The sequence below is a fragment of the Rhizobium oryzihabitans genome (assembly GCF_010669145.1).
Classification (GTDB): domain Bacteria; phylum Pseudomonadota; class Alphaproteobacteria; order Rhizobiales; family Rhizobiaceae; genus Agrobacterium; species Agrobacterium oryzihabitans.
This window is the reverse complement of the sequence record NZ_CP048632.1, coordinates 983,081-1,009,995: the sequence shown is the minus strand read 5'-3', so window position 1 is coordinate 1,009,995 and position 26,915 is coordinate 983,081. Positions and strand designations below refer to the sequence as shown.

Genomic DNA, 26,915 nt, shown 5'->3' with positions numbered 1-26,915 from the left:
GGTTTGGCTTCCTGGGGCATGGCAGTCAATGATATTGTTGCAACACTATACGGCAGGCTGACGTCCGTTCTGAAAAGCTGGATCACATCTTCAGTTGTCCCCAGCAATCCACAGGCGGGTGGGAACGAGGTGCCGGAATTTCCCGGCAACGTGATTCGCTGCCATGAGTTTACCGCATGGCAGACCCGGCATGAAAGAAACTTGAAAATCATCAGGCTTACGAATAAGTAGGCAGTAAATAAGTAGTGTGCTAATTATAAGGCTTGCTGACATGTCCCGCGAGACAGACAAGGAACAGCTTCTGGACGAGGTTTCCGCTTTCACCCGCAAACTGCGCGCGTTTTTCGACGCGAGGGTAGGGGAAAGCGGCCTGACGCTGGCGCGTGCGCGTGCGCTTTTTGCCCTGTCGCGGCGCGGGCCTTTGACCCAGACTGAACTTGCCGAGGAAATGGAAATCGAAACGCCCACGCTGGTGCGCGTGCTGGATGGCATGGAGAAACAGAACCTCATCGAACGCCGGTCCGACGAAAACGACCGCCGCGCCAAACGCATTCACATGACGGCGGAAGGAGAGAAGACCTCGCAGACGGTGCAGGCGGTGGCGAAATCGCTGCGCTCGGAAATCGCTGCCGATATTTCCTCGCAGGAACTCGCAATGGCGCTTGATGTCATGCGCCGGCTTTCAGCCAATCTGCAAAATCTGGCGGCCGGGAGGGTGCAATCGTGAGCACCGTGTTGCCGCAGACAACGGATGAGGCCGCGCCCGCAAATACAGAAGCGACCGTCAAGCCGGACGACATTCCGGAAGAGCAGGCCAGCACGTCGCTGAGCGATGCAGGCACAGGCGAGACCGCGCCGGAAGCTGCCGTTCCCGCCGCGCCGCAACCGGTGGAGCGGCCGGTGTGGCTGCGGCTGTGCTTCATCTTCGCGGGCCTGTCGTTCTTCATTACCCAGGGTCTGGGCATGAACCTCGTCATGGCCAATATCTACCAGCTTCAGGGCGAGTTTTCCGCAACGGTGGCGGAAGTGGCATGGCTCTCCGCCGCCTATATGGCGCCCTATGCCACGTTTTCCATCGCTCTCTTCAAGATCAGGGCGCAATATGGCCTGCGGCCTTTTGCCGAACTCTCGATCATCGCTTTTGTGGTCGCTTCCTGCCTCAACCTCTTCGTGACGGACCTGCATTCGGCCATCGTCATCCGCTTCGTCAGCGGCATGGCGGCCGCGCCGATTTCGTCGCTCGGCTTTCTCTACATTCTGGAAGCCTTTCCGCCCGCGCGGAAATTCTCGCTCGGTTTCAGCATCGCGCTGACCGGCACCTTGCTGTCGGCACCCATCGCCCGCATCGTTTCGCCCTCTCTTTTGGAAATCGATGGCTGGAACGCGCTCTATTCCATGGAGGTGGGGTTTGCGCTGATCTCCTTCGCAATGATCTACGTGCTGAAAGTCACGCCGCCGCCGCGTGCGAAAGTCATCGAGCGCATGGATATTCTGAGCTATCTGCTGTTTGCGGGCGGTCTCGGCTGTCTTGCCGTCATGCTCACCCTTGGCCGGTTCTACTGGTGGTTCGAAACATGGTGGCTGGGCGTGCTTCTGGCAACCTCGATCGCGCTCCTGACCCTCATGGCCTTCATCGAATTGCCGCGCAAAAACCCGCTGCTCGACCTGCGCTGGATTTTTTCGAAAACCAACCTGCATATTATCGCGGTGCTGCTCGTTTATCGCGCTGTTTCTTCCGAGCAATCCTCAACGGCGGTCAGCTTCTACCAGCAGCTTGGCCTGCTGAACGACCAGACGACGACGCTTTATGCGCTGGTGTTGCTGGCGACGGTGCTTGGCGGTGCGGCCTGCGCCTGGCTGATGCTGACGAAATACGTGGATACGGCGCATGTGATTGCGCTGGCGCTGATCGCCGCCGGCTCGTTCATGGACAGCCAGTCCACCAATCTGACGCGGCCGGGCGAAATGTATCTCAGCCAGATGATGATTGCCTTCGGCGCGGCCATGTTCCTGCCGCCCGTCATGTCCAAGGGTTTTGCCGCGGCCCTTGCCAGAGGCGCACCCTATCTGGTGAATTTCATCACCATCTTCCTGTTCACCCAGATCACGGGTTCGATGCTGATGACCGGACTGCTCGGCAGTTTCGTGACGCTGCGCGAAAAATTCCATTCCAATATACTGGTGGAAAATGTCCTGCTCACCAATCCCGTGGTCGCCCAGCGCGTATCCCAGCTTTCCGGCGCCTACAGCCATGTCATCACCGACCCGGCGCTGCTGAAGGCCGAGGGGCTTTCCCTTCTCGGTCAGCAGGTCAGCAAGGAGGCCTATGTGCTTGCCTATAATGATACGTTCCTGCTGATCTCCGTTGTTTCGGCGCTGGCGCTCGTCGCGCTTTTGATCCACCTTGCATGGCTGCGCATCCGCCCGTTCCTCCTGAGGAACGATGTCGATGCCGCACCGGCACAACAGTCTTGAACCTTCCAAGAGTGATAAAATGCTGAAGAAGTTTTTTACCCCCGTTTCCATTCTCGTGCTGCTCGGCGGCCTCGCCGGCGTCGCACTGGTGCTTTACGCTTGGCGGCTGCCGCCGTTCCTCTCCACGGTCGAAATGACTGACAACGCCTTCGTGCGCGGTTACGTCACCACCATGAGCCCGCAGGTCAGCGGTTATGTCGTCGACGTGCCGGTCAAGGACTATCAGGAGGTCAAGAAGGGCACCTTGCTGGCAAAGATCGATGACCGCATCTACCGCCAGAAACAGGCGCAGGCGGAAGCCACGCTCGATACGCAGAAGGCGGCGCTCGATAATTCCCGTCAGCAGGAAAACGCCGCCAATGCCAATATCCTTTCCAGCCAGGCGGCAGTCGATGCCGCTGAGGCCTCTCTGAAGCAGGCGCAGCTTGCATCCGACCGGCAGGATAATCTCATCAAGAGCGGCGTCGGCACCTCAAGCCTTCAGGAAGAGGCGCATGCCGCTCTTGAAAAGGCGCGCGCATCCCTGTCGCAGGCGAAAGCGGCCCTCGAGGTCTCGCGGCAGGATCTGCAGACGATCATCGTCAACCGCAGCTCCCTGCAGGCGGCAGTCGCCAATGCTGAGGCCGCCGTCGAACTCGCGAAGATCGATCTCGACAATACCGAGATTCATGCGCCGGTCGACGGCAGGCTCGGCGAAGTCAGCGTGCGCACCGGTCAATATGTCACGGCAGGGACGCAATTGATGGCGGTCGTGCCGCATGATGTCTGGGTCATCGCCAATTTCAAGGAAACCCAGCTTTCCGGCATGCAGGTCGGCCAGCCGGTGACGATCTCGGTGGATGCGCTGCATCGCCGCAAGCTCAACGGCCGCGTCGAGCGGTTCTCGCCCGCCACGGGATCGGAATTCGCCGTCATCAAACCCGACAATGCGACAGGCAATTTCGTGAAGATCGCCCAGCGTGTCGGCGTGCGCATCTCGATCGATCCCGATCAGCCGCTGGTGGCGGATCTGTCACCGGGCATGTCGGTGGTCGTGCACCTGGACAAGAGCATCGCGCCGGAGGCGGCGGAGACGGCGGCGAGGTAGTCTTGCTTGGGAGTGTGCGGAGAGGGACCCCCCTCTGTCCTGCCGGACATCTCCCCCACAAGGGGGAGATCGATATGCGGTTGGGTCTCGCCCATCTCAACAGTTGCGAATGAAGTGGTGACAGCGCCTCTTGCCGATCTCCCCCTTGTGGGGGAGATGCCCGGCAGGGCAGAGGGGGGTAAACCTTCCCGCGAACACAACCCAACAAAAAAACCCCGGATGTCTCCATCCGGGGTTTTTCTTCGGCCGTTAGGCCAAATCTTATTCGTCGTCCTCGTTGCCGTCGGCTTCCGGATCGAAGAAGTCTTCCGGGCGCAGGGCGTCTTCGTCAACGCCGTAGATGGCGTCGGCGGAGGTGAGGCTTTCGCCCTTGGACTGACGCTCGGCTTCTTCGGCGGAACGGGCAACGTTCAGCTCGACCTGAAGCTCGACTTCGGCGTGCAGGTGCAGGGTGACGTTGTGCAGGCCGATGGTCTTGATCGGCGTGTTCAGTTCAACCTGGTTGCGGCCGATGTTGAAGCCTTCTGCGCCGAGGATTTCGACGACGTCGCGGGCAGCAACAGAACCGTACAGCTGACCGGTTTCGCCAGCCGAACGGACGACGATGAAGGACTTGCCTTCGAGTGCTTCGGCAACCTTCTGGGCTTCCGACTTGCGCTCGAGGTTACGGGCTTCAAGCGTTGCGCGCTCGGTTTCGAAACGGGTCTTGTTGGCGGCGTTGGCGCGCAGCGCCTTGCCCTGCGGCAGCAGGAAGTTACGTGCGTAACCGTCGCGAACCTTTACGGTTTCGCCCATCTGGCCGAGCTTGTTGATGCGTTCGAGAAGAATAACGTCCATCTTCTTGATCCTTTCTATGTGTTGGTTTCGTTCGTATTGTCGGTTTTCCGTGCAGGCGTCAGCGAGATCGTGCTGCGCACGTCGCTCAAGCCGAGCACGAGAATGATGAACAGCGGAAAGACAAAGACCGCTGAAAGATAGGCGAGGATGAGAACCGGCAGACGCCAGTCTTTTCCACGCGCGCGTTTATGCAGCGAGGCATAACCAGCCATCAGGAAGCCCGCGCCAAAGGTGCCGCAGACGACTGCGCCAACCATGGCGGCGACGCCCCCGAAGAACATGGCGACGATACCGCCAAGAAAAATGAAGATCGCGTTGCGGTGCATGCGCAGCGCGGAAGCAATGTCCTCACGCGGGCGAAGGCCCTTGCCGAAGGAACCGACGAGCCGGGTTGCAAAATAATAGGCCGCGAACAGAAGGATGACCCACAGGCCGCCCTGAACGATCGGCAGCATCAGCACCAGCAGCGATTTTGTCTGGGCGAGCGCCTCGGCATTGGGTTCGAACAGCGGCTCGCGGTTCTGCACCGAGGTCATCATCAGGTCGACCATGCGCGCGACGAGATCGGGACCATAACCGATCATCCAGCCGAGAATGACGACGGCAACCGCAACCAGAAGGCAAAGATGCAGGATGATGCCGGAGAGCGGATACCAGGCAAGCAGATCATCCGGGCCGCCAAGTTCGGAGGCCGGGCGCGCGAGGTTGGCGAGATGCGAAAGCCAGCCCGCCGGGATCAGCGTGAAGATCGCGATGGTCAGCGCGAAAAGCGGCGAGATGACAAGCGCGCCGATGATGGCGGTGGTGATGATTGCAACAATGGCGGCGCGGTTGCCCCAGCCCATGCCGGCGATGAAGATGGGCATGGCCGAACCGGCATAGAGCAGGAAAGAAAAGGACGACTGTGCCGTTGCGCCAAGCGTTAGAAACGCGGCGCATATGCCGGCGAGAACGCCGGTGATCAGCACTGTCTGGTTCAACTTTTGCACTTCGCTGTCCTGCTGAAACTAAAGCAGTTAGAGGATCGCTCCTGAGAGCCTCATCCCCAACATGGGTTTTATGGTATCGATCCGCGCCCAACGCGAAAGGATATAAACTCGCAACCTACTGATTAAAAGTCAGTTGCTTTAGAGAAAACGAGGCCGCGCCGAAACGCAGCCTCGCTTCAATTCATTACGCTACGACGTAAGGCAGCAGGCCGAGGAAACGGGCGCGCTTGATCGCCTGGGCGAGTTCGCGCTGCTTCTTCTGGGAAACGGCCGTGATGCGGGAAGGAACGATCTTGCCGCGCTCGGAAATGTAGCGCTGCAGGAGACGAACGTCCTTGTAGTCGATCTTCGGAGCGTTTGCGCCGGAGAAGGGCACGTCTTGCGACGGCGGTGGAACGGGCGGCGTGCCTGGGAAGAGGATGTATCAGCCATTGGTCAATTCTCCTTATGCACGGTCTTCGCGCGGACGGCGCGGACGGTCTTCGCGGTCGCCAAAGCCACCTTCGCGCGGTGCGCGGGGACCACGATCTTCACGCGGGCCACGGTCCGGACGGTCGCCGTCGCGGCGCGGACGGTCGTCACGGTCGCGCTTCTGCATCATCGCGGACGGGCCTTCTTCGTGGGCTTCGACGGCGATGGTCATGTAGCGAAGAACGTCTTCATTGATGCGCATCTGGCGCTCGACTTCATGAACTGCAGCCGCCGGAGCGTCGATGTCCATGAGAGCGTAGTGAGCCTTGCGGTTCTTCTTGATGCGGTAGGTGAGGGACTTCAGACCCCAGTTCTCGACGCGTCCGACTTTACCGCCGAACGATTCGATAACGCCCTTGTACTGCTCGACAAGTGCGTCGACCTGCTGGGCAGAAATATCCTGCCGGGCAAGGAAGATGTGTTCGTAAAGAGCCATTTAAGCTTTGCCTTTCTTGCGTTTCGTCCTTCACCCGGCAACGGCGCTAAGCCTCAACGACTGCTCTTGGGTGAGGCGGTAAAGCCTTAAAGCAAGAAAAGCGTTGTTCGAGACGGTCGAGAGCGGAGACACGGGAGGCCGGAAAAACCTTATGGTTCCTGCTGTTTCGTTACCGAAACCAGCCCTCCGTTCAGCCACCAGCCAATTGGACCGGGTGTTGTGAACAGCGCGCTTATACGCAATTTTGCCCGGAATGCAAGGGCAAGGGGCGAAAAAGCGCGCCGTGATCGTGTCAGATCGGCATCGGATATTGCCGATGGATCGCGGCGATGCCCTTCAGCACCTCTTCCGACAGTGCCACATCGGCGGCCGCAATATCGGTCTTCAGCTGTTCGATCGTGGTTGCACCGATGATGACGGAGGCCATGAAGGGACGCGTGAGGCAAAATGCGATGGCGAGCTTTGCCGGATCCACACCATGTTGCGCGGCAAGCTCCAGATAGGCCTTGACCGGCGCTTCCTGAAGCGGCTGCAGGCGGCCGCCGAGGTCCTTGTTGATGGTGGCGCGCGAACCGGCCGGGCGCGCGCCGTCCTGATACTTGCCGGTAAGCAGCCCCGCCGCGAGCGGCGAGTAGGCCAGCAGGCCGACATCTTCGTGATGGGCGACTTCCGCCATGTCGAGATCGAAGCTGCGATAGAGCAGGTTATATTCGTTCTGGATGGTGGCGACGCGCGGCAGGCCGTGGGCCTCGGCGATGTCGATATATTTCTGGGTGCCCCAGGCGCTCTCGTTGGAAAGGCCGATTGCGCGGATCTTGCCGGCTTTCACCAGTTCGCCGAGCGTCTCGAGCTTCTCGGTGATTTCGGCGAGCGTGCGCTGCTTTTCCTGACCCGAAGCGTCGAAGCTCCAGGCGCCGCGGAAATGATAGGTGCCGCGGTTCGGCCAGTGGACCTGATAGAGATCGATGTAATCCGTCTTCAGGCGATTGAGGCTGGTGTCCACCGCCTCGCGAATGGCGGCGGCATCGATATCGCGTCCGCCGCGAATATAGTCGCGACCGGAACCGGCGACCTTGGTGGCGAGCACGATCTGGTCACGCTTGCCGGTCTTTTCGAACCAGGAGCCGATAAACTCTTCCGTCCGCCCTGGGTTTCGGCGGAAACGGGGGTGGTGGGGTAAAGTTCGGCGGTATCGAAGAAGTTAACACCGTTTTCGATGGCATAATCCATCTGCGCATGTGCTTCGGCTTCGGTGTTCTGTGTGCCCCACGTCATCGTGCCAAGGCAAATTTCGGACACGGAAATACCCGTGCGGCCCAATAGTCTCTGTTTCATGGAAATGTCCCGGTACTTGGCGAGATGTTTTGAAAGGTGGCATGAAAGTAATGGGGAATTGCCGCAGTGCAAGAAAAAATATGATGAAAAGAATGCGGAAAATAGGTCGGCAAAACCCCTTGGGTGGGGCTGTCTGAGGGCTTGAAGCCTTGACTTCGCGGGCCGGAATGTGAATGGAAGTCCGAAAGAATAAAGGCAAGGCCAGACAAGAAGGACGACATCCCATGGGTATTGCATTCACATTTCCCGGTCAGGGAAGCCAGGCCGTCGGCATGGGCAAGGAACTCGCCGACACCTATGTCGAGGCGCGCGCCGTCTTCGAGGAAGTCGATGAGGCGCTTGGCCAGAAGCTTTCCGACATCATGTGGAACGGCCCGGAAGAAACGCTGACGCTGACGGCGAACGCCCAGCCGGCCCTCATGGCGGTGTCCATGGCGGTCATGCGGGTTCTGGAGGCACGCGGCCTGAAGCTCTCCGACGCCGTCTCTTATGTTGCGGGCCATTCGCTCGGTGAATATTCGGCGCTCTGTGCCGCCGGCACCTTCTCGATTGCCGACACCGCCCGTCTTCTTCGCATCCGCGGCAATGCAATGCAGGCCGCCGTGCCGGTTGGCGAGGGCGCCATGGCGGCGATCATCGGGCTGGAGCATGATGCGGTTTCGGCGATCTGCGGGGAGGCCGCCATTCTTGGCATCTGCCAGATCGCCAATGACAATGGCGGCGGCCAGCTGGTCATTTCCGGATCCAAGGCTGCGGTTGAAAAGGCTGCGGCCATCGCTTCAGAAAAGGGCGCCAAGCGCGCCATCATGCTGCCGGTTTCCGCACCCTTCCACTCGGCGCTGATGGCGCCTGCCGCAGAAGCGATGCGCGAGGCGCTGGCGACCGTCGAAAAGAACAACCCGGTCGTTCCGGTTATCGCCAATGTGCGCGCCGCTCCCGTTTCCGACGCCAATGAGATCGCCGCCTTGCTGGTTGAGCAGGTGACGGGCCAGGTGCGCTGGCGCGAAACGGTTGAATGGTTCGCCGCCAACAATGTGACGCAGCTTTACGAGATCGGCTCCGGCAAGGTGCTGACGGGCCTTGCCCGCCGCATCGACAAGACGGTGAACGGCGTTGCCGTCAACGGCGCTGCCGATATTGACCAGCTTCTCGCCACCCTTATCGGCTGAGACGGGCCTCGCCCCGTAACGGCCTTTTGTTTTACGGTAATTCCCGACGCAATTCCGCTAAAAGGCTTTTGCGGAATTGCTCTAAAGAAGGAACGGAACATGTTTGATCTGACAGGCCGCAAGGCTCTCGTAACCGGCGCGACCGGCGGCATCGGCGAAGAAATCGCCCGCCTTCTGCACAGCCAGGGCGCAACCGTCGGCCTTCACGGCACGCGCGTCGAAAAGCTCGAAGCGCTGGCGGCGGACCTTGGCGAACGCGTCAAGATTTTCCCGGCCAACCTTGCCGATCGCGCCGAGGTCAAGGCACTCGGCGAAAAGGCCGAAGCCGAGCTGGAAGGCGTCGATATTCTCGTCAACAATGCCGGCATCACCAAGGACGGCCTCTTCGTACGCATGAGCGACGAGGACTGGGACAATGTCATCGAAGTGAACCTGACGGCGATGTTCCGCCTGACGCGCGAACTGACACATCCGATGATGCGCCGCCGTTTCGGCCGCATCATCAACATCACTTCCATCGTCGGCGTCACCGGCAATCCCGGTCAGGCCAACTATTGCGCCTCCAAGGCAGGCATGATCGGTTTTTCGAAGTCGCTGGCGCAGGAAATCGCCACCCGCAACGTCACCGTCAACTGCGTGGCGCCCGGCTTCATCGAAAGCGCCATGACCGGCAAGCTGAACGACAAGCAGAAGGATGCCATCATGGGCGCCATTCCCATGAAGCGCATGGGAACCGGCGCGGAAGTCGCGTCCGCCGTTCTTTATCTGGCTTCCAATGAGGCGGGCTACATGACGGGTCAAACTCTGCACGTTAATGGCGGCATGGCGATGATCTGACGGCGCTCAAGGCCGTCTTGAAAAGGATTGCGGCGCTGTTTAAGCACCTTCTTGGGTAGCTGGCGCCGCAAGGCTCCGCCGACGGGTTTCCGGCGAAATTGCCTGTCATACGCTGTGCTTAGCGCGTTTTCAGGCTTTTCGACCGATTGAAACCATGTTAAGCGGGCCAAGACTGTGAACAGTCGTCCCGGAGAGACAGGAAGCCGTTGCGGTTTTGCGCGACGATGTCTAGCTTGGACCGGGTTGAACGGGTTTGCCCGCAGTGCCGGATTTGAACGGCGCATGAGGGCTTCTAACAGGGCAGGGTGCCGCGAGGCATTCCCTTCAAAATAAAGGTCGAGGAAACCGACATGAGCGATATCGCAGAACGCGTAAAGAAAATTGTAATTGATCATCTTGGCGTTGACGCCGACAAGGTTGTTGAAGGCGCTAGCTTCATTGACGATCTGGGCGCTGATTCGCTCGATACCGTTGAACTGGTCATGGCTTTCGAAGAAGAATTCGGCGTCGAAATTCCCGACGACGCAGCTGACTCGATCCTGACTGTCGGCGACGCCGTCAAGTTCATCGAGAAGGCCCAGGCCTGATCGACCTTCGCAGGGGAGGTGAAATACCCTCCCGTCTTGGCCCGGCTTGTCCGGGCCAATATTTTATCGTGAGACGGATCGCGCCCGAGATGGTGCATAGTCCGGGCTGACGCCTGACCCTCTTGACCGGAACAGGTCTGTGGTTGGCGTTATGCGGAAACAGAAAATGTTGCAGCGTCTCTTCCAAGACGTTTGACGTTGCAAAGAAGACCGATGATTTGGATAAGGGCGGAGCGTTGGCGATGAGGCGTGTCGTTATCACCGGTACCGGCATGGTATCTCCTCTTGGATGCGGAACGGAAGTGACCTGGGAGCGGCTGCTGGCCGGCCAGAACGGCGCCCGTCTCGTGACTGAATTCGAAGTCGAAGACTTGCCCGCCAAGATCGCCTGCCGCATTCCCGTCGGCGATGGGTCCAACGGCACCTTTAATGCCGACGACTGGATGGAAGTCAAAGAGCAGCGCAAGATCGATCCGTTCATCCTTTATGGTGTGGCGGCAGCCGACATGGCGCTTGCCGACGCTGGCTGGCATCCCGAAACGGACGAGGACCAGATCGCAACCGGCGTTCTGATCGGTTCCGGCATCGGCGGTCTGGAAGGCATTGTCGAGGCGGGTTATACGCTGCGCGACAAGGGCCCGCGCCGCATCTCTCCATTTTTCATTCCCGGCCGTCTGATCAACCTCGTGTCCGGCCAGGTTTCCATCCGCCACAAGCTGCGCGGACCGAACCATGCCGTTGTGACGGCCTGCTCGACCGGCGCGCACGCCATTGGCGATGCCGCACGGCTCATCGCGTTCGGTGACGCCGACGTCATGGTCGCGGGTGGCGCCGAATCGCCGGTCTGCCGCATTGCGCTTGCCGGTTTCGCTGCCTGCAAGGCGCTCTCCACCCAGCACAATGACGATCCGCAGAAGGCATCTCGCCCCTATGACCGCGACCGTGACGGTTTCGTCATGGGCGAAGGCGCCGGCATCGTCGTTCTGGAAGAACTGGAACATGCCAAGGCGCGCGGCGCGAAGATTTATGCCGAAGTCGTCGGTTACGGCCTTTCCGGTGACGCCTATCACATCACGGCTCCGTCCGAAGACGGCGAGGGCGCGTATCGCTGCATGGCTATGGCGCTGAAGCGCGCCGGCCTGACGCCTGATGATATCGACTATATCAACGCCCACGGTACTTCCACCATGGCTGACACGATCGAGCTTGGTGCCGTCGAGCGGCTTGTTGGCGAGTCGGCCTCGAAAATCTCGATGTCGTCGACCAAGTCGGCCACCGGCCATCTTCTCGGTGCAGCCGGCGCGATCGAGGCGATTTTCGCCACGCTTGCGATCCGCGACAACATCGTTCCGCCGACGCTGAACCTCGACAATCCCGACGTGGAGACGAAGATCGATCTGGTGCCGCACAAGGCGCGCAAACGGCAGGTCAACGTCGCCCTGTCGAATTCCTTCGGCTTCGGTGGCACCAACGCCTCCCTCGTGCTGCGTCGTTACGAAGCATAAATTGCGGCGGCGGTTTTGCCGTCGCGGTTGCGCCCGCGCCGCAAACCGCCTCCGGCGGTGCGGTGCTCTCCTGCCGGGCGCTGAAAAGGGTGTTCTTTCGCTTGAAGAACGCATTGCGGCTTGCGAAAGCCATTCCGGTTTTCGCGCCGATATTGTAGTCGTTTATGGAAGACGTTTGTGCGTTCGGGTGATTTCCGGCCGCAGACGGCCTCCTCCATCGGCTTTGTCCGAAACGATGGTCGTGAAGCCGAACAACAGGCCTTCACGATGTCTCTATGTGGTGCAGGAAGACATTCCGAACCTGTTTTTGCCGCATTACCTGCGCAAAAAGCGCTGACAACGCCGAACTGAAAAGGACCGACGGTGAGCGACACGAACCAGAACAGCCAGGGATCATACGGACAGAACGGCGCGGGCGAGGGCAATCGCGGCCCGATCATTCCGAAATCGCCGACCGAGGCGCTGCGGCCGGAAAAGGTGCCGGCGCCGCCGAAGCGCTCCCGCAAGGCTCACGGCCAGCTGGTGATCTTCCTGAATTTTCTGATGACGCTTGCCGTTGCAGTGTGTGTGCTTGCCATCGCCGCCTTCTATTACATGATCAACGCGTTCCAGGAGCCTGGTCCGCTCCAGACGAATACGCATTTCACGGTGCGCAACGGCGCCGGCATCATCGAGATCGCCAATAATCTCGAGCGCAACGACGTCGTCTCGAACGCCCGTGTATTCCGCCTGATGACGGGCAGCTACCTGCAAAAAGACCAGACGCTGAAGGCAGGCGAATACGAGATCAAGGCCGGGGCATCGATGAAGGACATCATGATGCTCCTGGAATCGGGCAAGTCTATTCTCTATTCCGTGTCGCTTCCCGAAGGCCTGACCGTCAAGCAGATGTTTGCGCGCCTTGGCGCTGATGAGGTTCTGGACGGTGAACTTCCCTCGGCCCTGCCGCCGGAAGGCAGCCTGCGTCCTGATACCTATCGCTTTACGCGCGGCACCAAGCGTGAGGAAATCATCAACCAGATGAGCGCGGCGCAGGACAAGCTGATCGACATGATCTGGGAACGGCGCGACCCCGACCTGCCGATCAAGACGGTCGAGGAATTCGTGACGCTCGCCTCGATCGTCGAAAAGGAAACCGGCAAGGATGACGAGCGCGCCCATGTCGCTTCCGTCTTCTACAATCGCCTGAAGAAGGGCATGCGCCTGCAGTCCGATCCGACGATCATCTATGGTCTGTTTGGCGGCGACGGCAAGCCGTCCGACAGGCCCATTTACCAGTCGGACCTGCAGAAGCAGACGCCGTTCAATACCTATGTCATCAAGGGCCTGCCGCCGTCTCCCATCGCCAATCCCGGTCGGGCGGCGCTGGAGGCGGTTGCCAATCCGTGGCGCACCGACGACCTTTATTTTGTTGCCGATGGCACGGGCGGCCATGTCTTTGCAAAGACGCTGGACGAGCATAACGCCAATGTGCGCCGCTGGCGCAAGATCGAGGCGGAAAAGGCGGCTGCCGGCGCTAATCCCGATGTTGCCGTGGATGGACAGCCCGGCGGCGCCGAGGCGGAAAAACCCGCCAACAACTGATAATCCTGACCGGGCCTTGTCATCGCAAGGCCCGGTTTTGCAAGGCATGATGGGGGGCTTTCAGAATATGACATTGCAATCGATGACCGGCTTTGCGCGCAGCGAGGGAACATCCGGCCGTTACCGCTGGGCGTGGGAATTGCGCTCCGTGAACGGCAAGGGGCTGGATGTGCGCCTTCGCCTGCCAACCGGTCTGGAAGCGCTGGAAACGAACCTGCGGGAGATTGCCGGTGAGCATCTTTCGCGCGGCAATATCCAGGCGGGATTGACGCTGTCTATTGCGGAGAACCGGCTGGAAGCGGTGATCAACCGCGATGCGCTTGCGGCAGTCCTCGCTCTGAAGAAGGAGCTGGGCGATGTCGTCGATGACAAGCCGCTGAGCTTTGATACGCTGCTGACGCTGCGCGGGCTGGTCGATTTTCGCGAGGCGGAAGACGATGCGCAGGCGCAGGCTGCGCGCAACAGCGATGTGCTGGGCGGCTTTGCCGCCGCCGTCTTGAAGCTGAAGGACATGCGCGAGCGGGAAGGGGCTTCCCTGTTTGCAATCCTCTCCGGCCATATCGACAGGATCGAGCAGCTTGTGGGCATCATTGAAAGCGACCCGTCCCGCCAGCCGGAGCAGATCGCGGCAAGGCTTGCCCAGCAGATCGCCCTGATCGGCGAGGGCATGCACGGGCTTGATCGCGACCGTCTTCACGCCGAGGCGGCGCTGATCGCCACCAAGGCCGATCTGCGCGAAGAGATCGACCGGCTGCACGCCCATGTGGAGGCGTCGCGCGAGCTTTTGCAAAATGGCGGGCCTGTCGGCCGCAAGCTCGATTTTCTTGCACAGGAATTTAACCGCGAGTCGAATACAATCTGTTCCAAATCGAACGCCAGTGCGGTAACCGCAGCAGGCATAGAGCTGAAAGTGGTTATCGACCAGTTCCGCGAGCAGGTCCAAAATCTGGAGTAGACCCATGGTCCCGATGAACGATTCCCCCGTCACGATTGCCCGTCGAGGGCTGATGCTGGTGATTTCGTCGCCATCGGGTGCAGGCAAGTCCACGATTGCCCGTAATCTGCTCGACAAGGACAAGAATATCAGCCTGTCCGTCAGCGTGACGACCCGCCCGCGCCGTCACAGCGAGATTGAAGGCATCCACTATCACTTCATTTCGCCGCGCGAATTCGAGCGCCTGCGTGATGGCGACGCGCTTCTGGAATGGGCGGAGGTTCACGGCAATTTTTACGGAACGCCGCGCGAACCTGTTGAAGTGGCAATGGCCGCCGGGCGCGACATGCTGTTCGATATCGACTGGCAAGGCGCCGAACAGCTTCAGGACAAGATGAAGGCAGATGTCGTGTCGATCTTCATCCTGCCGCCGACGATGACAGAGCTGCAATCGCGCCTGCACCGCCGCGCCGAAGACACCGAGGAAGTGATCAAGACCCGGCTTCTCAATTCCCGCGCCGAGATCGAGCACTGGCGCGATTATGACTATGTCATCCTCAACGACGACCTGCAGGCCGCCTTCGAGGCCGTAGAGGCGATCGTGAAGGCCGAACGCGTGCGCCGCGACCGCCGCCACGGCATGTTCGATTTCGTGCGGGCGCTGCTTGAGGAAGAGCCGAAGCTCTGATTGTTGCGGTGAAGACCGCGATATCTACTTTGTCCAGTGATTAAGCAGCCATTGGTGAGAGAAGCGCTCATCCGCAGCATCTTCCGCCCAGCCATGTCCTGTGGGAATTGTCTCCAGCGCAACATCTGCTCCGGCTCTTGCAAGTTGATCCGCCAGATAAGGCGCATCGGCAGGCTGCCGCCGCTCATCATGGGCGCCCGCAAGCAGAAGTGCGGGATATCCGGTGAGGGCCGGAAAATGCTCGCCTTCTCGAGGCGATAGCGGCCGTAGCAGAATGGCGCCTCTCGACAGGCGATTGTTCTGGCAGATCGTTTCAGCGGCTATGATCGCCCCGTTCGAATATCCCACGAGGAAGGGGCGTTGTCCCGTTTCCTGAAAGACGAAGTCGAAGAACCGGCAAAGGCTTTCGGCATGATGTTTCAGATCATCGACATCCAGTTGCCGGTCGGGCTTTCTGCGAAAAAACGCAAAGCCGTCTTCCCAGGGGACTGCCCCTCTGAGCGCAAACAAAACTCCATCGGGAAAGACCGTGCGGCCAAAGGAAACGAGGTCATCTTCCGTTCGCCCAGACCCGTGCAGCAAAACGACCACGCAATCAGGCGATCCGGCAGGGGTGTGGAGTTCGTAGTGAAAACCGGCATTCTCCACGCACTGGTCTCCTTATTCGACCTCTATCGACGAATCGGTTTGGCGTGCGCCCATGAATGGCGTTGCCGAAGCTCCGCGCTACTCACAGGCTATTCGCCAATGTCACGAATTCCTCAACAGACAGCGTTTCCGCTCGCCGGGTCGCATCGATACCCGCCTTTTCCAGCAGTGTCTCGCCACCGAGGCTTTTCAGGCTCTGGCGCAGCATCTTGCGGCGCTGGCCGAAGGCGGCCTCCGTTACCTTCTCAAGCTTGGCGACATCGCAGGGCAGCGGCTTTTCCTTCGGCAGCAGGTGCACGACGGTGGAGGTCACCTTTGGTGGCGGGCTGAAGGCCTGCGGCGGAACGTCGAAGGCCATTTCCGAGACCGTGCGCCAGCCGGTGAGAACACCTAGGCGACCATAATGATTGTCGCCTTCTTCCGCCACGATGCGCTGGCCGACTTCCTTCTGGAACATCAGCGTCATCGAGAGCCAGAAGGGCGGCCATTGTTTCGGCAGAAGCCAGTTGACCAGCAATTGCGTGCCGACATTGTAAGGCAGGTTGGCGATGATCCTGACAGGTTCGCCGGGAGGAATCAGTGCCTCGAAATCGGTCTTGAGAGCATCGCCCTCGATGACCTCGAGACGTCCCGGATAATGCGCTTCGATTTCCGCCAGCGCCGGCAGGCAGCGGCTGTCGCGCTCAACCGCGATGACTTTTTTGGCGCCAAGCGAGAGAATGGCGCGGGTGAGGCCACCGGGACCGGGGCCGACCTCGATCACCGTCACGCCGTCGAGCGGCCCTGCCGTTCTGGCGATTTTCTGGGTGAGGTTGAGATCGAACAGGAAGTTCTGCCCAAGCGATTTCTTTGCGTCGAGCCCATGCCGCTGGATGACATCGCGCAGCGGCGGCAGTCCGTCTATCGCGGCCATTATGCGCTGACCCGGCTGCGGGCGGAAATCTCCGCCGCCATCTTCAGCGCCGCGACCAGGCTCGCCTCATTGGCAATACCCTGACCGGCTATGCCGAAGGCGGTGCCATGGTCGGGCGAGGTGCGGATGAAGGGCAGTCCTAGCGTGACATTGACGGAATCGTCGAAGCCGAGCGCCTTGGCCGGAATGAGCGCCTGATCGTGGTACATACAAACCGCAACGTCGTAGCGCCTGCGGGCGGCATCGTGGAACATCGTGTCGGCGGGCAGGGGCCGAAAGCATCGATCCCGTCCTTCCGCAACCGAATGGTTGCCGGATGAACCACATCGCGGTCCTCGGTGCCAAGTGCGCCGTCTTCGCCCGCATGCGGGTTGAGACCGGCGACTGCCAGACGCGGCGCTTCGATACCGAATTTCTGCCGGAGATCGGCATCGATGATGCGGCAGGTCGTGACGATCAGCTCTTCCGTCAGCACCGCCGGCACGTCCTTTATCGGGATATGGATCGTTACCGGGACGACGCGAACCTTGGGTCCGGCAATCATCATCACCGGTGTCACCTGCTCGCCGGTGAGGCGCAAGGCGAGATCGGCAAGAAATTCCGTATGACCGGGAAAACCGAAGCCGGCTTCGTAGAGCACGGATTTCGCAATGGGATTGGTAACGACGGCGGCAGTCTTGCCCTCGACGGTCAGGGAAACGGCGGTCTCGATCGCCTTGATCGTCGCATGGGCCGCGCCGACATGCGGCTGGCCTGCCTGTACCTCGAAACCGACGGGAAGGGGAAGGACCGGAAAGGCGCGATCGAAAAGGTCGACGGCATCGGCCACATCGCACGTCTCGATATTGACCGGAATGCCAATCAGGGCCGCACGGCTCGCCACCACATCCGGATCGCCTATGAAGACGAAGGGCGCCACGCCGTTTTCCCGGCGCCTGGCCCAGGCGGCAATGGCAATATCAGGGCCGATACCGGCTGGGTCTCCCTGTGTCAGGGCAAGCGGCAGGGATGCATGTGTCACGGAAAGGCCGGCTCTCGTATCAGGTGTTGACGATCTGCGCTTTCTTGCGCAACTCATCCATGTATTTCTTTTCGTTCGGGTTTTCGCCTTCCTTGGCCTTCATCAGGTCTTCGGACTTGAACACCATTTCGGCGGCATAATCGTCTGAAACCTGACGCTGCTTGCAGATCGCCAGATATTCGACGCCCTTTTCGGTGACGCGCGTGCCGGTGGTGCCGCCTTCCTTGGTTTTTTCCACCAGCGCCTTCCAGTCTTCCGGCAGCTCGGGTGCGAGAATGCGTCCGAGATCCTTGATCGCCACATCGCGCATGGTCGCGGCGAAGGTCATGGCCTGGTCGCAGCCGGGATAACGCTTGCGGGAAGCTTCAGCCTCGGCCTTGCGCTTGCCGGTAATGGAGTTGCGCTTTGATTCCGGGATGACGAAAATCACCTGCTGCAGGAAATATTCCGTCGTTACCGGCTTTTCGCCGCGTTCCTTCAGACGGGTAACGAGATCCTGCGTCGACATCTTGCCACGTGCGCCGTAGCGGGCGTTGACGAGGCGCGGCCAGCTCATCTGCACGGCAATGAAGGATTTGAAATGGTCGGCGCCGACCCCAGCCTGCGACAACACCTTGGTCAATTGCTGCGGGGTCATCTTGTTGTTGCCGGCAAAACGCGCAAAAGCGGCATCGACGTCTTCGGTGCTGACCGACATTTTCACACGGCCGATTTCCTCACGTTTCAGCGCTTCGTCGACGAGCTGCTCGCGGGCCTTTTCATTGAGATTGCCGGACTGGCGCTGCAGCTTCAGGAAGGCGACGCGCTTGGCAATATCGTCATTGGTAATGGGGGTCTTGTTGACGACGATCTTGACGGTGTTATCGGCGAAAGCCTGGCCGGCATAGGGCACAATGGCCATGGGAACGGCGAATATCGCAAAGGCAAAAGCAGCGCCACGCAAAGCCGTCTTTCCGAAATTCATCATGTCCTTCTCCCTTTCGTCGGGCAGGGTCCTGTTTCCCCGTCCCGCCAATCTGTTCTGTCTGTCGATGGGGAGTTCCGCACCCCCGGCCTTTCAGACCTGCACTTCTGCATCCGCACCGCGAATTGCCACGTATATATCATCGCGATCCGCAAAACGGCAATGTGTCGGTTGTTGAAAGAAAACCCGATACGGTCTTATGCCAAGCCGACACTGGCGCGTTGTTGCGGCAAAACCGTGACTTTTACTGACTGAGCAGCAAAAAGGCAGGCCACGATGCTGTGCGGCCTGCCTTTAAACTCAGTAATTGTTCGGCTTCCAGCCGATATCCATGTCGGCCCAGTCTTCGTTTGCGGAGCCGATGCTGACATCGCCGAGTGTACGGAAAGCCAGACGGGCATTGATCGACCAGTCATTGGCGGCCTGCCGGCTGGAATTGATATTACCTTCGTCGGAGTAGCTGACCGTCAGGATCGTGCACTCATCCTGATAGGCAATGCCAATACGGCGCTCTGCCGCAAATTTTCCGTTCAGATCGTAATTGATCGAGCCGAACAGCGACCAGTTGTCGTCCATGCGCAATGTACCTGACGCCTGGATGATATCGCGGTCTTCGTTATAGCCATATTTCGGCTGTGCCTTGACCTGCGTATAGCTGAGCTTGCCGGTGAGGCGGCGGTCTGAATAGCTGATGCCCGTCTCCGACCGGTTGATGTCGAGATCGTCCTTGTCGAGACGCAGGCTCGACGACAGCGAAAGGCCGATCGGCGCATCGAAAGCCGCCATGGCGACGTAATCCGAACGGTCGGATTCGAGGCCCGAATTGGCTCCTGCATTGACGAGATCGTAGGAGGCGAAGGAATTGTCACCCGCCAGATGGAAGGACTGGCCGGCAATGGCGCGAACGCCGTAGCCATTGTCGAAGGTGCCGTTATAGCGGAAGCCGATATTTGCGCGCGTGCCGCCTTCGATCCGGTCGAAACCGGAGAATTTGTCGCGCTCGAAGAGGTTGGTTGCGTCGAATACGAAGGCCTGCGCATCCTCGTTCGGAAGACGGCCGGCATATTGCTCGTTCGGCCGCACGAAGATCTGCGCGATCGGTTCGATCACGTGGCTGCTGTTGAGCGCCGTGAAGAGCCAGGGATAACGCACTTCCAGACCGCCGGTGACCATGCCGCGAAACGCTGCGTCGTCATGCATCATGCCCTGATAGGTATAGGATGTGCCGCCGGAGGTGAAGCTTGCCGGCGACATGTCGGTCCACAGCGCATCGCCACGTGCGGCAAGGATCGGCGTGATCTGCAGGCCGCTGTCCATCGTAAACGTACGCTTCCACTCGGCTTCGGTGGAAAGCCGCGTATAGTCGCCTTCAAGCCCGTTGAAGCGGGAATAACCGCCAAGCGCGTAGGCATCCTGCTTCAGACGGGTGATGCTGGTGAGGTTGGTCGTCAGCGAAAGTTCACCGCCATAGATCGGATCCGGCACGAAATAGCGGTAGTCGACAACGGGATGAACTATGGCCTGCTTGCGTTCCTTGGATTCGGTGTTGTCCGTATCCTGAACATTGAAATAATAGCCGCGCGCGTCGAAGCTGTTCCGCTCGCTCGAACCACTCAAATAGATCTGATTGGTCTGAACGTCGTTCCTGTAACCCTTCAGCCCGTAGGTGCGCGAAAAGTTGTTGTCGGTCTGCACCATGGCATCCCAGCCGAACGCCCAGCGCGGATTGATGCTGAAATCGCCCTTGCTGGCGATCATGCCGCGATTGTCGTTGAGCGCGTCGCTGGTTCCAGCCGTGAAGGTCTCGGATTTCAGCTGGCTGATGCCGGCAATCGTTACCGTATGCATGCCGGTCTCGAAACGCTGGCGCAATTCCGCCTGCAACAGCAGACCCTGCGTCGTGTAATAGGTCGGCGTGACGGTCACATCCGACGTATCGGACAGAACCTGGAAATAGGGGACGCCGATACCAAAACCGAGATTGTCGGTGATGCTCATCTGCGGGAACAGGAAACCTGACTTCCGCTTCACCGTATTATCGGGAACCGTCAGGAACGGCACATAGGCGATCGAATGGCCGAAAAGCTGCAGGCGCGCCTTTTCGAGCCGGATCGTATGGGTCTTGCCATCCTGAACGACGCGCTCGGCCTTGACCTGCCACAGCGGCGCTTTCTCAGGCTTGGCGGCGCAGGGCAGACAGGCCGTATAGACGCCGTTGTTGAGGACCATCAGATCGCCTTCGAGGCGCTCGGCGCTTTCGCCCGCGATACGGGTATTGTCCGGGGTCTCGACACGCAGCGCATTGACGAAGCCCTGACCGAAATCGTCAGTGACATCCATCTCGTCGGCATAAATCTTGTTACCGCCGGGCTCGATCAATTCGATGTTGCCATGGGCGATCACGCGGCCGGTCTGCTGATTATATTCCACTTGCTGGGCCACCATGCGGTAGCCGGAATATTTCATGCGAACCACGCCCTTCGCGATGACGCGCTGGGAATCGCGATTATAGGTCAGTTCATTTGCTGTAAGCAGGAGTTTCGAATCGTCTTGGCTTGCCGACGCGAGCAATCCATCCTGGCCGAAAGCGACCGGGCTGGATGCCAAATACGCGCACACAGCGGCACCTGTCAGAAGGGCCGTCCAAAGCCGCCTGATATTCCCGCGGTCATATACCGCCACTAGCCGTCCTCCTGATGAAGCAGAATGGTTGCCCCCAAAGCCAACGCCACGACGACTGGAACCCAGACCGCGACGGTGGGAGGGACAACACCACCACTCCCGAATGCCCTTACGAGCACGGTTACTACATAAAGCACGAAGCCGGAAACGATTCCACCCAGAATCACGGAGCGCGATTGGGCGAAGCGGCTGAACTTTAATGAAACGGTCGCGGCGATCAAGGTCATCGCAACCAGAAGCAGGGGCGTCGATAGCAGGAAATGATACTGCGTCTCAAGCGCCTTTGAAGATAGTCCAAAGGACTTTGCAACTTCGATCTTGTGAGAAAGGTCAAAGAAAGCAACGGTTTCCGTCTGGGTCATCCGTTCCTGGACGAATTCCCGTCTCAGATTGGTACTGATCCGCGTGCTCTCTTGCCGAACTGGCACATGTCCGGCGCGGGTTTCAGTCACGCCGTTAAGAAGCCAGTAACCATCTTCCAACTTTGCCGACTTGGCATCCTGTCGCGAGACGATATTCCCGTCCTTGTCGAGGTGGATAAGCACCACGTCGAGAAGCATGGTTCCGTTGTCTTCGAAGCTCTTCGCGCCGATGATCGTGTCCTGGCCGCCGCTTGCCTGGCGCATCCACGGAATGATCTCCTGCTGGCGGCCGCCATTTGCTTCATTGCGCAGGCCCGCCTCCATCGCCAGCGACCGGTTCTGGCCCCAGGCGGCGATAGGATTGAGGACCACGACAGACAGAATGCCGATGAGGACAGAGCCAAGGACGAAAGGAAGGATGAATTGCCAGGCGGAGATGCCGGCCGCGCGCGTGACAACCAGTTCGTAACGCCGGTTAAGCGAGATCAGCGTCGTCATGCCGACGAAGAGCGCGATGAAGGGAACGGTCTGCTGCAGGATCAGCGGCAGGCGAAGCGCGGTGAGACCAAGCGCGGCCGGAACGGTATAGCCGGGCAGGCCGGACATGCGCCGTGCCGTTTCGCTGAAATCGGCGAGATAGATGATCGACGACACGCCGAGCACGAACCAGACGGCCGTCATCAGATATCGTTTGAGGAAATAGCGGGCGAGCGTGTTGAAAATCATGCGTTACCGCTCCCGGAGCTTCGTGCCAGCCGGCTGGAGAAAAGACGGCGTACGCGGCCGGCCGTATCCGCAATGATCTTCGGCATCCTAGGCTTGCGGCCCGTGATGAGAATGAAGGCGGCCGCAGCGCCGCTGAGACCCGGCACGGCATAGACAAGCGGAATGAAGGCCGCGCTCTGCTTGACCTGATTGGTGACGTAAAAACCGAGCCAGCGCAGCATGAAAGCGGTCACAAGTGCTGCGACCATCGGATGCAGGCGCGCCTCGCGATGTGAACGCGCATCGGCAGCGATGACCAGCGAGATCAATGCGAAGGCGAAGGCGAACATCCAGTCCGACAGGCGCTTGTGCAATTCACTGCGGAAATTTTCCGGTGAGCGCTTGTAGCTCGCATTATTCTCGTCGGGCGAGAGAAGAAAGCCGAGGCTGGCATCGCCCGGAGAAAGCGAGGGTTCCGAATCCTGCTTTTCCGACATGGTCGAAAGGTCGAAAGCATAGGACAGGAATTTGACGATCGAGACCTTGCCATCAGGCGTCTTCTGCTGAACCTCACCGTCTCGCATGGTCAGCGACGTGCCGCTTTCATCGATCATGCCTTCCTTGGCATAATAGATGAGATCGAAATTCGGATCGCGGCGGTCGGCGACGAACAGGCCCTTGAGGATGCGGCCCTGGCGTTGGGCGATCTGCACGTAAAGGCCGTCCTGAATGGTGCGGAAGGTCTTTTCCTCGATCACCGAGGACAGGAGGTCGGCATAGGCCGCCGCCACCATCTGCCGCGCGGAGCTTCGAGCGGGTGGCTCGATAAAATTGGTGATGGTAAAAGAAAACGCGCTCAGAACCGCGGCCAGAATGAGAACCGGGCGAAACATGATCGAACGCGGCGCTCCGGCCGCATCGATGATGGCAAGCTCGGAATCATTGTTCATCGCCGTGAATATCTGGGTAATGCCGATGACGAGGGCGAATGGCAGCACGACCGGAATGAGCGTCGGCAGGATCATCGTCGCGAGCGCCATGAAGGAACCCATCGACTGACCGGTATCGGTAACGAGATTGATTCTCTGGAGAACCTGGATGGTCCATATGATCGCGAGCACCGGCAGCAACGCGACCAGAAACATCTGCGTTGTCCGCCGCAGGATATAGTTCTCGAGAAGCTTCATACGGCCCTGTTCGACATTGTTTTCCTGTGCGGTCGCCCGCCGGATTTCCGCTTATCTAATCGCATCGTTTGCAATTGGCTATTCCGGCATGCTCACAAATATGTTTTGCGCGACGATTTTTCCGTCGCCTGTGTCTTTTTGTGGAACAAGCTGTCGGTTTCATGACGTGACCGTGCATTCCGCAAAAATACCTTTCCTTTAAAGAATATGGACCTTTAAAGAATGCAGGCCTTTAAAAATGCGGGGTTGCGCCAGGGGCCGAAAAGGCCATGATCAGGCGCACCACGCAAGTCGTCCACGAAGAGCAGGAAACCATGTCCGCCAAATTCGATATTTCTTTCGCCAATTCCGCCTCGCTTGAAAATGCCCTCGCCGTCGTGCTGCAGGCGTCTGGTGAGGCTCACGCCGTTGCCGGTGCTTCCGAGGCCGATCCGGGCGGCGTGATTGCCCGGGCGGCAAAGATTTCGGGTTTTGCCGCAAAGTCGATGACGACGCTCGATGTGATCGCGCCGCAAGGTTCGAGCGCCGACCGGCTTCTCGTCATCGGTCTCGGCAAGCCGGCGAAACTTGTCGCGCATGACTGGCTCCGTGCCGGCGGCACGGCTGCCGCCAATTTCAAAAAGGCGGACAAGGTCGCCATCTACCTCGATGCCCCCGGCGTCGAGATCGGTGCGCAGGCGGCTGCGGATTTTGCGCTTGGCCTTCTTTTGCGCGCCTACAGCTTCGATGCTTACAAGACCAAAAAGAAATCCGACGACGAAAAGACCCCGAAGAAAGTCGAGGTCGTTATTGTCACAGCGGCCCATCAGGAAGCGGAAAAGGCTTTTGCCGTCTCCGAAGCGGTTGCGGGTGGCGTGATTCTCGCGCGCGATCTCGTCAACCTGCCGCCGAATGCTCTCGGCCCGGTCGAGTTCGCGGAAAAGGCTGAAGAGCTGCGCAAGCTTGGCGTCGAGGTGGAAATCCTCGGCGAGAAGGAGTTGAAGAAGCTCGGCATGAACGCGCTTCTTGGCGTGGCGCAGGGCTCTGCGCGTCCGCCCCGGCTTGCGGTCATGCAGTGGAACGGCGGCTCCAAGAAAGACGAGCCGATCGCCTTTGTCGGCAAGGGCGTCGTTTTCGATACCGGCGGCATTTCGCTGAAGCCCGGCCTCAACATGGAAGATATGAAGGGCGACATGGGCGGCGCTGCGGCCGTTACCGGCCTCATGCATGCGCTCGCGGCCCGCAAGGCGAAGGCGAATGTCATCGGCGTCATCGGTCTGGTGGAAAACATGCCCGATGGCAACGCCCAACGCCCCGGAGATATCGTTACCTCCATGTCCGGCCAGACCATCGAGATCATCAACACCGATGCCGAAGGCCGTTTGGTGCTGGCCGATGCGCTCTGGTACACCAAGGAGCAGTTCAAGCCGAAGTTCATGATCAACCTCGCCACCTTGACAGGCGCGATCACGGTTGCGCTGGGTAATCTTCAGGCCGGCCTTTTCTCCAATGACGACGAGCTTGCAACGCGTCTTGCGCAGGCGGGCGATGTGACGGCGGAAAAGCTGTGGCGCATGCCGCTCGGCAAGGATTACGACAAGATCATCGATTCCAAGTTCGCCGACATGAAGAACAGCTCGGGTCGTCTGGCGGGCTCCGTCACCGCCGCGCAGTTCCTCAAGCGTTTCGTTGGCGAAACACCATGGGCGCATCTCGATATCGCCGGCACCGCAATGGGGTCGCCGATGACCGAGATCAACCAGTCCTGGGGATCGGGCTATGGCGTGCGGTTGCTGAACGAACTCGTTCGCGCCCATTACGAAGATTGACGCGACGGAGCTTAAAAGTCTGCGGATGACTGAAATTCTGTTCTACCATCTGACGGAATCGAAGCTCGAGGATGCGCTGCCGCCTTTGCTCGAAAAATCGCTGGAACGCGGCTGGAAGGTCGCGATCCAGACGGTGGACGAGGAGCGTCGCGATTTCCTCGATGCTCATCTGTGGACCTTTCGCGACGACAGTTTTCTGCCGCACGCGACGGACAGCTCTTCCACGCCGCAGAACCAGCCGATTCTTCTGACGGCATCGGCTGGCAACGGCAACGAAGCCAGCGTCCGCTTTCTGGTTGACGGTGCCGAACCGCCGGCCGTGGAAGCCTATGAGCGTATCGTGTTCATGTTTGACGGATACGATACCTACCAGCTCGAAATGGCGCGAAATCACTGGAAAAGGCTGAAGACCGAGGGGCATGCCCTGACCTATTGGCAACAATCGCCGGAAGGCCGCTGGCAGAAGAAGGCCTGATCACGGCTCCCCACACAAACAGACTGGCAAAAATTCGCATGTGGCGCCGCCTGCCGGTTTTCGCATTATGAGCCGAATCGGACATAGCGCTCTGATCCGGCCGACAGGTGACTGAAAGTGGCGGCTGCCACAGACGAAACAGCAGAAGGACATCATCATGGGACAGGCGATTTCACGGCCCGACAGGGAAATAGAGCGTCTGGTCGCGGTGCGGTCAATCATGTCCTTCAAGAATGCCGAGATGCCGGAACTGGAAGTGCTGTCTCGATTGGGGCAGGGCGTCTTTGACGTCCCGCGTGCGGCCGTTCACATCGTCGATGAGGACTGGCTCCATATTGCCGAACAGGCGGGGATGCAGCTGTCGGAATGCCCGCGCGATCTGTCGATCTGCAACCGCGTCATTGCCAGGCAGGATGTCGTGGTCATTTCCGATCTGACCCAGCACCCGGATTTCCGCTTCATGTCCTATGTAAAAGGCGGTCCGGAATTGCGTTCTTATGCCGGCGCTCCGATCGAGCTGGAACCCGGGCTGGTCGTCGGTGCCTTTTGCCTTGTCGATACGGTAACGAGAAAATTCTCCCACGGCGAAATCGACAATCTGAGGCATTTCGCATTGCTGGCGGCTGCACTCCTTCGTCTTCAGAAAGCCAATTTCACGATGAGCCTGGCGGAGCGCGAATTGCGGGATGCGGCGATGACCGATCCGCTGACCGGCTTTTACAATCGCAAGGCGCTGGAGGCTATTGTCGACAGCCAGCTTGGCGCGGCTCTGCGGGAGAACGAGGCCTTCGGCGTGCTCTATCTCGATCTGGACGGTTTCAAGGCGATCAACGACACGTTCGGCCACCCGGCGGGTGACCGGGTGCTGACCGCCGCTGCCGCACGCATTCGCAATGCGATCCGCGCCGAGGATACGGTGGTGCGCATGGGCGGTGACGAATTCGCCATTTTCATCCCCCGTCCCAGCACATCTGAGGTGATGAACGGGCTGGCCGATCGGCTTCTGGCCGCTTTCCGCGAACCCTTCGATGTCGACGGGCAGGCGGTCGGCGCCCGTCTCAGCATCGGCGGCGCAATCGCTCCGCAGGCGGGTTCGGACCGTGCCACGCTTTTGCGCAGTGTCGACGAGGCGCTGTATCAGGCCAAAAAATCAGGGCGCGACCGCTTCGTCAGCCGCGCCCTTTAATATATCTGGCTTTCGGCAACCCCTTGGCCT

The 26,915-nt window shown here is 59.6% G+C and carries 24 protein-coding genes and 3 pseudogenes; 14 read left to right on the top strand and 13 right to left on the bottom strand.

The window, feature by feature from the left end:
• Positions 1-18: 18 nt before the first annotated feature.
• Genes G3A56_RS05405 through G3A56_RS05390 form a run of 4 tightly spaced genes read left to right on the top strand, consistent with a single transcriptional unit; the run spans position 19 to position 3,562 of the window.
• Complete coding sequence (locus G3A56_RS05405; protein ID WP_164056200.1) at positions 19-231, top strand: hypothetical protein; 213 nt, start codon at positions 19-21, stop codon at positions 229-231.
• A 40-nt stretch (positions 232-271) separates the two neighbouring features.
• Positions 272-727, top strand: coding sequence for a MarR family winged helix-turn-helix transcriptional regulator (locus tag G3A56_RS05400; protein ID WP_082184054.1), 456 nt, complete (start codon positions 272-274; stop codon positions 725-727).
• On the top strand, positions 724-2,475 hold the full coding sequence (locus G3A56_RS05395) for an MFS transporter (protein WP_164056199.1): 1,752 nt from the start codon (positions 724-726) through the stop codon (positions 2,473-2,475). The genes G3A56_RS05400 and G3A56_RS05395 overlap by 4 nt, the downstream gene beginning before the upstream one ends.
• Before the next feature lie 19 nt (positions 2,476-2,494).
• Positions 2,495-3,562: an HlyD family secretion protein gene (locus G3A56_RS05390; protein WP_082184644.1), complete on the top strand. Its 1,068-nt coding sequence runs from the start codon at positions 2,495-2,497 to the stop codon at positions 3,560-3,562.
• Positions 3,563-3,823: 261 nt separating this feature from the next.
• On the opposite strand, the gene rplI is transcribed toward G3A56_RS05390, so the two are convergent.
• From rplI to G3A56_RS05365, 5 genes and pseudogenes are all read right to left on the bottom strand, one after another.
• Positions 3,824-4,399, bottom strand: coding sequence for a 50S ribosomal protein L9 (rplI, locus tag G3A56_RS05385; protein ID WP_080825394.1), 576 nt, complete (start codon positions 4,397-4,399; stop codon positions 3,824-3,826).
• A 14-nt stretch (positions 4,400-4,413) separates the two neighbouring features.
• Positions 4,414-5,388 carry a DUF2232 domain-containing protein gene (locus G3A56_RS05380; protein WP_082184055.1) on the bottom strand — a complete coding sequence of 325 codons (975 nt, stop codon included), beginning with the start codon at positions 5,386-5,388 and terminating at the stop codon, positions 4,414-4,416.
• 184 nt (positions 5,389-5,572) lie between these two features.
• Positions 5,573-5,820: pseudogene (rpsR, locus tag G3A56_RS05375) on the bottom strand (30S ribosomal protein S18).
• 13 nt (positions 5,821-5,833) lie between these two features.
• Entirely contained in the window at positions 5,834-6,295 is a 462-nt protein-coding gene (rpsF, locus tag G3A56_RS05370; RefSeq protein WP_003496829.1) for a 30S ribosomal protein S6, read from the bottom strand.
• A gap of 292 nt (positions 6,296-6,587) precedes the next feature.
• Positions 6,588-7,630: pseudogene (locus G3A56_RS05365) on the bottom strand (aldo/keto reductase).
• Between the two features lie 224 nt (positions 7,631-7,854).
• Here G3A56_RS05365 and fabD point away from each other — a divergent pair.
• The 4 genes from fabD (at position 7,855) to fabF (ending at position 11,728) form a co-directional block, all read left to right on the top strand.
• The gene (gene fabD / locus G3A56_RS05360; RefSeq protein ID WP_137067530.1) at positions 7,855-8,799 is read left to right on the top strand and encodes an ACP S-malonyltransferase; all 945 of its coding nucleotides are present in this window, start codon (positions 7,855-7,857) and stop codon (positions 8,797-8,799) included.
• Positions 8,800-8,898: 99 nt separating this feature from the next.
• Positions 8,899-9,636 (top strand): 3-oxoacyl-[acyl-carrier-protein] reductase, encoded by a 738-nt coding sequence (gene fabG, locus G3A56_RS05355; protein WP_003496820.1) that lies wholly within the window; start codon positions 8,899-8,901, stop codon positions 9,634-9,636.
• 350 nt (positions 9,637-9,986) lie between these two features.
• Entirely contained in the window at positions 9,987-10,223 is a 237-nt protein-coding gene (locus G3A56_RS05350) for an acyl carrier protein (protein ID WP_003502080.1), read from the top strand.
• 242 nt (positions 10,224-10,465) lie between these two features.
• Entirely contained in the window at positions 10,466-11,728 is a 1,263-nt protein-coding gene (gene fabF / locus G3A56_RS05345; protein WP_035242677.1) for a beta-ketoacyl-ACP synthase II, read from the top strand.
• Here fabF and G3A56_RS05340 read toward each other — a convergent pair.
• Positions 11,716-11,946 carry a hypothetical protein gene (locus tag G3A56_RS05340; protein WP_164056198.1) on the bottom strand — a complete coding sequence of 77 codons (231 nt, stop codon included), beginning with the start codon at positions 11,944-11,946 and terminating at the stop codon, positions 11,716-11,718. The two genes, fabF and G3A56_RS05340, sit on opposite strands and share 13 nt — an antisense overlap.
• Before the next feature lie 145 nt (positions 11,947-12,091).
• Between G3A56_RS05340 and mltG the strand changes: the two genes are divergently transcribed.
• The 3 genes from mltG (at position 12,092) to gmk (ending at position 14,934) form a co-directional block, all read left to right on the top strand.
• Positions 12,092-13,312, top strand: a complete 1,221-nt coding sequence (mltG, locus tag G3A56_RS05335; protein WP_082184059.1) for an endolytic transglycosylase MltG — start codon at positions 12,092-12,094, stop codon at positions 13,310-13,312.
• 67 nt (positions 13,313-13,379) lie between these two features.
• Positions 13,380-14,267 carry a YicC/YloC family endoribonuclease gene (locus G3A56_RS05330; RefSeq protein WP_082184646.1) on the top strand — a complete coding sequence of 296 codons (888 nt, stop codon included), beginning with the start codon at positions 13,380-13,382 and terminating at the stop codon, positions 14,265-14,267.
• A 4-nt stretch (positions 14,268-14,271) separates the two neighbouring features.
• Entirely contained in the window at positions 14,272-14,934 is a 663-nt protein-coding gene (gene gmk / locus G3A56_RS05325; protein WP_035242673.1) for a guanylate kinase, read from the top strand.
• Positions 14,935-14,958: 24 nt separating this feature from the next.
• On the opposite strand, the gene G3A56_RS05320 is transcribed toward gmk, so the two are convergent.
• From G3A56_RS05320 to G3A56_RS05290, 7 genes and pseudogenes are all read right to left on the bottom strand, one after another.
• A complete protein-coding gene (locus tag G3A56_RS05320) occupies positions 14,959-15,582 on the bottom strand; it encodes an alpha/beta hydrolase (protein WP_082184060.1) in 624 nt (207 codons plus the stop codon).
• 82 nt (positions 15,583-15,664) lie between these two features.
• Entirely contained in the window at positions 15,665-16,495 is an 831-nt protein-coding gene (gene rsmA / locus G3A56_RS05315; protein WP_082184061.1) for a 16S rRNA (adenine(1518)-N(6)/adenine(1519)-N(6))-dimethyltransferase RsmA, read from the bottom strand.
• Positions 16,495-17,516: pseudogene (pdxA, locus tag G3A56_RS05310) on the bottom strand (4-hydroxythreonine-4-phosphate dehydrogenase PdxA). The gene rsmA and the pseudogene pdxA overlap by 1 nt, the downstream one beginning before the upstream one ends.
• Before the next feature lie 19 nt (positions 17,517-17,535).
• Positions 17,536-18,483, bottom strand: a complete 948-nt coding sequence (locus G3A56_RS05305; RefSeq protein ID WP_003496802.1) for a SurA N-terminal domain-containing protein — start codon at positions 18,481-18,483, stop codon at positions 17,536-17,538.
• Between the two features lie 297 nt (positions 18,484-18,780).
• Positions 18,781-21,162 carry an LPS-assembly protein LptD gene (locus G3A56_RS05300; RefSeq protein WP_164056197.1) on the bottom strand — a complete coding sequence of 794 codons (2,382 nt, stop codon included), beginning with the start codon at positions 21,160-21,162 and terminating at the stop codon, positions 18,781-18,783.
• A complete protein-coding gene (gene lptG, locus G3A56_RS05295) occupies positions 21,162-22,250 on the bottom strand; it encodes an LPS export ABC transporter permease LptG (RefSeq protein ID WP_082184064.1) in 1,089 nt (362 codons plus the stop codon). Before lptG ends, G3A56_RS05300 begins: the two co-directional genes overlap by 1 nt.
• Positions 22,247-23,416, bottom strand: a complete 1,170-nt coding sequence (locus G3A56_RS05290) for an LptF/LptG family permease (protein ID WP_003496796.1) — start codon at positions 23,414-23,416, stop codon at positions 22,247-22,249. Before G3A56_RS05290 ends, lptG begins: the two co-directional genes overlap by 4 nt.
• Positions 23,417-23,730: 314 nt before the next feature.
• Between G3A56_RS05290 and G3A56_RS05285 the strand changes: the two genes are divergently transcribed.
• The 3 genes from G3A56_RS05285 to G3A56_RS05275 all read left to right on the top strand — a co-directional run bounded on the left by G3A56_RS05285 (position 23,731) and on the right by G3A56_RS05275 (position 26,885).
• Positions 23,731-25,224, top strand: a complete 1,494-nt coding sequence (locus tag G3A56_RS05285; protein ID WP_082184647.1) for a leucyl aminopeptidase — start codon at positions 23,731-23,733, stop codon at positions 25,222-25,224.
• Positions 25,225-25,249: 25 nt separating this feature from the next.
• Positions 25,250-25,699 (top strand): DNA polymerase III subunit chi, encoded by a 450-nt coding sequence (locus G3A56_RS05280; RefSeq protein WP_082184065.1) that lies wholly within the window; start codon positions 25,250-25,252, stop codon positions 25,697-25,699.
• Between the two features lie 157 nt (positions 25,700-25,856).
• Entirely contained in the window at positions 25,857-26,885 is a 1,029-nt protein-coding gene (locus tag G3A56_RS05275; protein WP_082184066.1) for a sensor domain-containing diguanylate cyclase, read from the top strand.
• Positions 26,886-26,915 lie beyond the last annotated feature (30 nt).